Consider the following 8,168-nt stretch of genomic DNA (forward strand, 5'->3'; position numbering starts at 1 on the left):
ATGTTCACTGACATTCGTTATTTTTGCCGGTTACCCGGGCGTTGGCAATATTATGGCATGCTCGTCAGGAAAAAGCAACCGTTAATCCGGATATTAAATTAATTATACGGGTTTACCAATCGCTAAATAATTAGGGAGAAAATTATTTTGGATACGGTTAGGTGGGAATTTATTTTCCCAGGTAAATCGGCTAACCTGAAATTTATGGTTGACGGTCGGTGATTTATCGGCTAAACTCATTACAAACAACAGTTAACTTAGCCCTGTGAGACTAAAACGACGAACGGTATGCCCCCCAGAAACGCTGGCAGTGGGCCTAAATCCGGCTAGTCCAACACAGGGCTAGCCGGATTTTTTTCTGGAGAAAGGAACAAGACATGCGACCAGTCATTGTGGCACTAGATTTTGAAAATCAGCAGGTAGTTACCGACTTCTTAGATCAATTTCCAGAATCGGAACCGGTGATGGTCAAGGTGGGAATGGAATTGTTCTATGAAGCGGGTCCCAGCATTTTACGAACATTACGTGAACGGGGTCTCCAGATTTTCCTGGATTTGAAACTCTACGATATTCCCCACACAGTCGAACAGGCCATGCGCCAACTGGGTCGGCAGGGTGTGGCCATGGTCACGGTCCACGCGGCCGGTGGGGCGGCGATGTTGGCGGCAGCCCGTCGGGGGTTAGACCAGGGGAGTCGGGCTGCTGGCGTTGCCCCGGCCAAATTATTAGCGATTACCCAGCTGACTTCGACCACCGAAGCCCAAATGCAGGCCGAACAGCTAGTGACCGCCGACCTGCCAACAACCGTCGCGCACCTGGCCCAACTCGCCCAAGCCAACGGGGCAGACGGCGTGATTTCTTCGGCACTGGAAGACCCGGCGATTCATGCGGCCACGAGTCCGGACTTTCTCTGCGTCAATCCGGGCATTCGATTAGCCGCCGATGCAGTCGATGATCAAAAGCGCGTGGTTACGCCGGCTAGGGCGGCCGCGCTAGGCAGTAATGGTCTGGTCGTAGGCCGGTCCATTACCCAGGCAGCAGACCCGGTCGCGGCGTATCACCAAGTCTTAACGGAATGGGAGCGAGGAAAATGATGACAGTAACAGATAAAATTGCGGCGGACCTCTTGCATATTGGTGCGGTGACCCTGGCACCCAACGACCCATTTCTGTGGGCGAGCGGGATGCAAGCCCCCATCTACACGGATAACCGGCAGACAATTGCCTATCCGGAAGTCCGCGCAGCCATCGCGGACGGGCTAGCGGCGTTGATTCAGGAAAAGTATCCGACGGCGACCGTCATTGGTGGCGTGGCGACGGCAGGGATTCCGCATGCCGCTCTGGTGGCCGACCGGCTGGGGTTACCGATGAATTATGTGCGGTCAAAACCCAAGGATCATGGGCGGGGCAAGCAAATTGAAGGGCAGCTAACAGCGACCGACCAAGTCGTCTTGATCGATGATTTAATCTCGACCGGGGGCAGTGTGTTGGCCGCAGCCAAGGCGGTTCAAGCCACCGGTGCCACGGTTCTGGGCGTTGTCGCGATTTTCTCCTACGAGTTGCCTGATAGTGTCGTGAATTTTCAGGCAGCCGGCTTAACCTTGACGCCCCTGACCACGTACAGTGCGTTGATTGACGTGGCCCGGTCCGAGGGGGATATGACCCCAGCTGAGTTTGCCTCACTTCAACAGTGGCGTGAAGATCCGTGGGGCTGGTCCGGCGACTAATGTTTCATGTGAAACAGCGAAAAAAGTCTAAACGAAAAGCAGTGATTTCCCAATAACTCGGGTAAATCACTGCTTTTTTAGGCCAATTAGGCCGCTGCTTTAATCAGTTTTAAGGGGTTTTTCCACGAATGTGCGTGGGGATTCTGCCAGTCATTTTGGGCACTGACCCAGCTCTTGTGGTTGGTGACGCCCAGGTGTAGATGACCGGTCGCCTGAGTCGCAATGACCTGACCGACCTTGACCGTATCGCCGACGTGCACGGTATGGGTCGGGTGATCCATCGCAAATTCTTGGTAGATAACCTGATCCCCGTTTGCGGACTCGGTGACCACGACGTCCTTGCCCAGTCCTAAAGGATAGGCGTCGGTCACGCCGCGCTTCGTGGGGTTACCCACGAAGATGACTTCACCAGCGTGGACGGCGCGAATTTTACTGCCAACGCCTGCGTTGAAGTCTACGCCGTCATGCCACGGGGAGTCCGCCAGGTCGCGGTCACCAAAGGTTGAGGTGACGTGTTGACCACCCGTGTAGGGCCAGCCCCACTCAGCCGCTTCCTTGGCTGGTTGAGTGGCTGCGGTTTTAGGGGTTGTGCTGGCTGCCGCCGTGGTTGCGGTCGTGAGGGCTAACTTATGGGTTGGCTTTTCACCAGCCGCAGTCGCCTTTGCTGGGAAATACGCGACCCGCTTCGGTTGACTGGTTGCCCGCTCAGTTGGCGTATTAGCAATCGTTAGGGTTTCCGCTTCCGCCGTGCGGTCAGCGAAGAGGGGCAGGGTCAAGAGGACGCCTAACAGTAGCAGGAGCGGAATGGCCCCTACGAGTAAGTGACGTTGATAGCGATTTTTTAATGAACGTAAATGATTATATTTTTGATTCAGAGACGACATTGTTTTGGGGACCACCTTTTTTCCGTAATAAAAAAATTGTACCAGTGTTTTGCGGTTTCTGCATTAAGAAATTGTGAAGATTTTGATTGGCGTGGGGCCACAAAACTTGAAGTTAGGCGGTCAAAGGCTGGTTAATTGGGCTTCTTTAGAACGTGTGAATAGTTAGTGTGGGGCTAAAAATAGTCAAAATAAAAGGATCAACTGGAGAACTTGACTCCGATTGATCCTTTTTGCTAAATTTCAGAAATATCCATCTCGTTGAGTCGTCCGTGTCGCCGTGCGTAGAACAGAATACCCATCGCCGAAAAGGCTAAGGCAATGACCAGTAAGACCAACATATTAGGAAGCGCTGAGTTGCCAATCATCAGCGTTTCTCGTAGGCCCGCGACCGAGTAGCTCATCGGCAGGTACGGGTGAATGGCCTGGAAGAAGCCGTTGGTCATCTGGAGCGGGTAGGTGCCGGCCGACCCACCGAGCTGCAGCACCAGGAGCACCATGCTGAAGAAGGCACCAGGCTTGCCGAGGGTCAGATTTAGCCAGTAGACGATGCCCATGAAGGCCGCCCCGGTGATCAAAAGCATCAGCAGGGTTGCCCACGGATGAATCGGATTCAGGCCGTCAATGATTGCGAGCAGGCCGGTCATGAAGAGCGCTTCGCCGAGCACGAAGGCACTCATGATGGAGGCCTTCCCCAGCCACCAACGCCAGCCACTCCGCGGGTATTTGCGGGGCGTGTACATATCAAACATCAAGTTAAACGCCAGCGCGCCTACGAAGAGGGAAACGGACATCATGTAGGGGGCCATGCCGGTGCCGTTGTCCGGTGCATCATCGTGATCGGTGTGCGTGGTCGTCGTTGGCTGGGCAAATTGGCGGTAGGTCAACTGAGACGGGTGCACCGAAGCCTGCTGACCAGCCTGATTCAGCGAGGTCGCCAGCTTGGTGGTGCCGGTCTGAACCGTCGCTGCGCCGCTAGTTGCCTGAGTAGCCCCCGTGGCCAATTTATCAGCGCCGGTCGTGACCTGGGCCGTGCCCGCGGTGGCGGTTTGCAGGGCGGTGGTCAGTTGGGGACCACTGGTTGCCAGGGTGGTGAGGCCGCTCGTCAGGGTCGTGGCCCCATCGGCGAGTTGGGTGACGCCCTGGGTGAGTTGCGGCGTCTGGCCGTTCAGGCCGGCAAGACCACCGGCGAGAGTCGCAGCCCCCGTGGTCAGGCTAGCGTTCTTGGCGGTTAGCTGGTGGGTCCCGGTGGCCAGTTGGGTGCTCCCCGTGGCGAGTTGATGCGTGCCGCTGGTCAGTTGTCCCCCTTGTGTCGCGAGTTGCGCCGTGCCACTGGCCAGTTGTGCGGCACCGGTGGCCAGCTGATTGACGCTACTGGCCAGCGTCGGTGTGTTAGCATGTAGCGTTTGCAGGCCCGTATTGAGTGTCGTCAGGACTTGATTTGCCTGTTGCAGACCACTAGCCAATGTTTGGGCGTTGGTCGTCAAAGTGGTGAGGCCATCGTTGAGTTTAGATTGTGCGCTGGCGGCCGCAGTCAAGCCAGCTTGCAGGTCACCGAGGGTGCTGGCCTGGGCATCGAGACTGTCGAGGTCGGTGCCGAGTTGCTCGGCAGCAGTTTGGGCAGCGGTGAGCGCAGTATTGTTGCCGGTGTCGCTGACGGCTTTGACCATGGCAGCCTTCTGGGTGGCGGTTAAATGTTGTGCGTCGGCCGCCGCGGCCACCTTGTGTTGCAGGGCCGTGTGGTCATCGGCGCTGGCAAGGGTGGTGAGTGCCGCCTGGAGTGCGGTCGCATCGGCTTTAACAGCGGTGGTGCTCTGAGCACTGCTGGCTAATTTGCTCACGGCGGTTTTTAACGCGACCTGCTGGCTTTGCGAGCTACTGAGGCCGGCTTGAATCTGCTTGAGGCCGCTGGTCAGCGCGGCACTCCCCGTGGTCAGTTTGGCAAAATTAGGGCCGAGGGCCTGGCTACCATTTGCCAGTTGGCCGACGCTACTACTGAGTTGCTGGATGCTGCCGCTCAACGTCGTTAGGTGATGGCTGAGGTCTTGGGCACCCGTATTAACGGTTGTGACGCCGTTTACGTATCGGCGGGTACCGGCCTGAACGCTGTGGCTGCCACTAGCGAGTTGCTCTGCCGCGGCATTGAGGTGAGTCGCGCCCGCCGTGTAGGCAGTTACACCGCTACTGAGTTGGTGACTACCCCTGGCAAGTTGTTGGCTGGCAGTGATCAGGCGATGGGATTGACTTAGCAGCTGGTCGAGGCCAGTCGTCAGCTGTTGGCTGCCAGTCTGGGCCCGCTTGACGCCCGTGACATACTGACTGAGTTTGCTGGTCAGGGTGTGCTCGCCGTTGGTTAGCTTGACGGAACTGGCGGCGAGGGTGTTCAGCCCCTGGGCAATTTGCCGATCGGCGGCGGTTAACTTTTGACTGCCCGTCGCGAGCTTGCGGCTACCTGTGCCCGCGGTGGTCAGGCCGCGACCCAGGCGTTGGATGTCGGTAAATAGCGTTTTGGCGTAGGTCCGCGTCACCTGGGCACCCACGGCCTGGGCGGCGGCCTGGGCAGCCGAAGCCGTCATCTTGGAAGCCGTAAAATTGTGGCCGGCACTGGTTTGGTAGTGGAGCACCATCTGGTGGGGTGTCTTGGCCATTAACGTGGTCGCGTTGTGGGAAAAATTATCGGGAATCGTCACAATCATGTAGTACTTTCCGGTGGTTAGGCCGTGTTGCGCGCTGGCTTCACTGGCGACTGGCGTGAATTTCATGGCGTCAGAGTCTTTCAGATTCTGAGTCAGGTCGTGGCCCGCCGTTAAGCGCCTCCCCTGATAGCTGACCGGTTGGTCCTGATTGACCACGGCCACGGGGAGGTCGGCAAGCTTGCCATACGGGTCCCACATCGATTTCAAAAAGGTGACGGCGTAGATAGACGGAATCAACATGATGACCACCAACACCACCAATAGTAATTTATGCTTAAATAAATATCGCCATTCTGCGTGAATCATCGGCGACGCCCCCAATCTGTGGTATCCTGTGGGCAAGGATATGCCTCACATGTGGCTAAAGGATACCGAGTCGGCCGGGAGTCGTCCACAACAGATGCGTTCACTCTGTGGATTAAGCCGCACTTTCGCCACAACTGGGGTCTAACGGGAGGGATTCGATGACGGATAGGCGAGTTGTGAGAACTAACCAAGCGCTGCGAGCGGCCTTCAGAAAGCTGGCCCAGCAGTATCGGTTTCGGGAAATTACGGTCCAACAGTTAACGGCGGAGGCCAATATTAATCGCAAAACTTTTTACCTACACTTTGACTCGATTGATGATTTAGCGGATAGTTTTACCGCGGAAATTGCCGACCAGCTGTTGGGACTTCTCTTGCAGGAGCCCACCAAGCATGGTTCGCTACGGCACCCGGGCGTTTGGTTCGATCGGCTGAGTGCCTACTTTGATGAGGCGCCGACATTTTATACGTTCATCCTGACGTCGGACGACTACAGTTTCCTGTCACGGCGGGTCAAACACCGAGTGGCGGCGGGCTTGGCGGCTAATTTCCAACAGGATTATCAGTTGAGTGCGACCGATGCCAAATTAGGCGTGAATTTCCTGATTGACAGCACGTTGACCCTCTTTCGGCTGTACATCACCAAACAATTGGGCATCTCGAAGGCGGAGTTCCGTCAGCGAATGGTAACGCTGAACCTACAGGGGATGCAGGGGTTCTTGGCGTTGACCGGGGGCAAGTAGGCGGCATGGTCAGGCTTGGGAAAACCACTTTACGATCGCAGCTCTGTCACCAGCCGGTCGGCGCTCACCGCAGTATACTGGCAGCAATCATGATTAGGGGATGAGCGCATGACTTCCAAGTTTATGACGGCCCACGCAAGGGCTTGGCACTTCGGATTAGCTGTTGGCGTTGTTATCTTAGGCATCGTTGGGATTTATTTAGCGCGGGAACAGGTGGCCCAGATCATCAGTGAAAGCGTTAAGGGGTACTTAGTGGGTAGTCGTTGAACCAATATTTTGGCAAATGAAAGAGGCCGTGGGCAAATTGTCCACGGCCTCTAGTTTTTTATTTTTGATAGATGAAAACTAAGGATGTTGCGGTCGACCGGCCTGGCGCAAAGGTCCAGTCGGGATGGTCAAAGGCGGTGACGTCGGCCGCGGTCTGGGCATTGTGTTCCGCCAGGTACCGGACCATTTCGCCACGGGCCATCTTGGCGAGGGTCGCCTTGGTTACCAATTTGTCGTTGACCAAGCTGCCAAAGACTACGGTGATTAGCTGCTTGGGGTGTTGGAGGTAGGGCGTGATGGTCTTAACGTATTCCTGTGAGGCCAGGTTGATGATGGGCTCTGGGCCAGTGACCAGCGTACGGTACAGGCGGTCGCCCCAGAAATCGTACAGGTTATGGGCACCCGCAACTGGGAGCTTCGATTGCATTTCCAACCGGTAGGGCACGACGCCGTCAAATGGGCGTAGAATGCCGTAGAAACCTGAGAGGATGCGCAGGTTATCGCGGACGTAGGCCAATGCCGGTGCGGTGAAGAGGTCGGGGGCCATATATTGGTATTGAATCCCCGAGAAAGCCAAGAGGGCGGGCGTCAACTGGCGTTTTAGGTCGAGTTCCTGGAGCCACTGAAAGTTGGGACGCGCTAGCTTGTCGCTACAGTGCCACAAGGCCTTGGCTGCGGGGTAGTCGAGTCGTCGGAGCTGGTTTAAAATCTCTTGGGTTTGCGCCAGGTACTGGGGGAGTGCGTCAATCCCAAAGGTATCGGGGTCGACGACCATCTTCTTGGCGGGCGCGATGATGATTTTCATAGGGAACCTTCTTTCAAAACGGCGAGAACCGTTGCTTGTTTACGATTAAGTATACCGCAGTGAATCACCTATCTGACGTCATATTCAGCATTACGCTTTGCGTGAGCGATAAAGTCTTGGACTAATTTTTCATTGCTGGTGAAGTGGTCGGTGCAGAAGCGTTCATCCTGTTCGTTGTAACGGGCGAGTAGCGTATCGGTATCCGTGTTTGTAATAGCTTAGAAAAATCGCTGAGAATAGGGCGATGTTGTCGTTATTTTGGTTATCACACGTGGTCTTGATTGCCGCGTTGTCGGTCAATTTGAGTCATGAATTTAACTGTTTTATAGCCCGTTGATTGGGACGTGTTGCCTTAGTAAGTGCAAACATTATCCTTTCATGGAGCATGTCTGACCCTAGGCGCTTGCGCCTTGATTTTAGATTTAATTTCAAAAAAAGCAGTCCACATTTGCTCATTTTTCGTTAGCGTTAATTGAGTTAAATGTTTTCAGATTTCATATTGACTTAACTTTTAAGTTGCTAATTGAACATACGCTATTACAAATAATATTATAATCAAATTGTAGATTACAGATTTAACACTTGAAGGAGATGAAGAAATGAAATTGACTTTTAATAAAAACTTTTATAAAACGTGGGCGTTTTGGCTAAATCTTGGACTTGTTATATTCTAAAGGTTGAAAGTTAAATTGTACAGTAAAGGCCCGGCATGCCGGGCCTTTACTGTACAAAAATAGACATGGATTA

Annotated in this window: 7 protein-coding genes; 4 read left to right on the forward strand and 3 right to left on the reverse strand. The window is 54.6% G+C overall.

Annotated features, from left to right (window positions below):
- The first annotated feature begins 377 nt into the window (after positions 1 to 377).
- Both pyrF and pyrE read left to right on the forward strand, forming a co-directional pair.
- Positions 378 to 1,094, forward strand: a complete 717-nt coding sequence (pyrF, locus tag EKM84_RS06925; RefSeq protein WP_125765047.1) for an orotidine-5'-phosphate decarboxylase — start codon at positions 378 to 380, stop codon at positions 1,092 to 1,094.
- Positions 1,091 to 1,726, forward strand: a complete 636-nt coding sequence (pyrE, locus tag EKM84_RS06930; protein ID WP_164511346.1) for an orotate phosphoribosyltransferase — start codon at positions 1,091 to 1,093, stop codon at positions 1,724 to 1,726. Before pyrF ends, pyrE begins: the two co-directional genes overlap by 4 nt.
- An 86-nt stretch (positions 1,727 to 1,812) precedes the next feature.
- Here pyrE and EKM84_RS06935 read toward each other — a convergent pair whose 3' ends face one another.
- Both EKM84_RS06935 and EKM84_RS06940 read right to left on the reverse strand, forming a co-directional pair.
- The gene (locus tag EKM84_RS06935) at positions 1,813 to 2,610 is read right to left on the reverse strand and encodes a M23 family metallopeptidase (RefSeq protein ID WP_125765049.1); all 798 of its coding nucleotides are present in this window, start codon (positions 2,608 to 2,610) and stop codon (positions 1,813 to 1,815) included.
- Between the two features lie 233 nt (positions 2,611 to 2,843).
- The gene (locus EKM84_RS06940) at positions 2,844 to 5,609 is read right to left on the reverse strand and encodes a YhgE/Pip domain-containing protein (protein WP_125765050.1); all 2,766 of its coding nucleotides are present in this window, start codon (positions 5,607 to 5,609) and stop codon (positions 2,844 to 2,846) included.
- Between the two features lie 158 nt (positions 5,610 to 5,767).
- Here EKM84_RS06940 and EKM84_RS06945 point away from each other — a divergent pair, with 158 nt between their 5' ends.
- Both EKM84_RS06945 and EKM84_RS14185 read left to right on the forward strand, forming a co-directional pair.
- Positions 5,768 to 6,349 carry a TetR/AcrR family transcriptional regulator gene (locus EKM84_RS06945; RefSeq protein ID WP_125765051.1) on the forward strand — a complete coding sequence of 194 codons (582 nt, stop codon included), beginning with the start codon at positions 5,768 to 5,770 and terminating at the stop codon, positions 6,347 to 6,349.
- A 108-nt stretch (positions 6,350 to 6,457) separates the two neighbouring features.
- Complete coding sequence (locus tag EKM84_RS14185; RefSeq protein WP_164511347.1) at positions 6,458 to 6,616, forward strand: hypothetical protein; 159 nt, start codon at positions 6,458 to 6,460, stop codon at positions 6,614 to 6,616.
- 58 nt (positions 6,617 to 6,674) lie between these two features.
- Here the strand turns inward: EKM84_RS14185 and yaaA are convergent, their stop codons facing one another.
- Complete coding sequence (gene yaaA / locus EKM84_RS06950) at positions 6,675 to 7,421, reverse strand: peroxide stress protein YaaA (RefSeq protein ID WP_125765052.1); 747 nt, start codon at positions 7,419 to 7,421, stop codon at positions 6,675 to 6,677.
- Positions 7,422 to 8,168: the final 747 nt, after the last annotated feature.

The organism is Levilactobacillus mulengensis (assembly GCF_003946045.1).
In the GTDB taxonomy this organism is placed as follows: Bacteria; Bacillota; Bacilli; order Lactobacillales; family Lactobacillaceae; genus Levilactobacillus; species Levilactobacillus mulengensis.

Coding starts and splice junctions, on each gene's coding strand:
- pyrF (WP_125765047.1), top strand. CDS start 378: ATGCGACCAGTCATTGTGGCACTAGATTTTGAAAATCAGCAGGTAGTT.
- pyrE (WP_164511346.1), top strand. CDS start 1,091: ATGATGACAGTAACAGATAAAATTGCGGCGGACCTCTTGCATATTGGT.
- EKM84_RS06935 (WP_125765049.1), bottom strand. CDS start 2,610: ATGTCGTCTCTGAATCAAAAATATAATCATTTACGTTCATTAAAAAAT.
- EKM84_RS06940 (WP_125765050.1), bottom strand. CDS start 5,609: ATGATTCACGCAGAATGGCGATATTTATTTAAGCATAAATTACTATTG.
- EKM84_RS06945 (WP_125765051.1), top strand. CDS start 5,768: ATGACGGATAGGCGAGTTGTGAGAACTAACCAAGCGCTGCGAGCGGCC.
- EKM84_RS14185 (WP_164511347.1), top strand. CDS start 6,458: ATGACTTCCAAGTTTATGACGGCCCACGCAAGGGCTTGGCACTTCGGA.
- yaaA (WP_125765052.1), bottom strand. CDS start 7,421: ATGAAAATCATCATCGCGCCCGCCAAGAAGATGGTCGTCGACCCCGAT.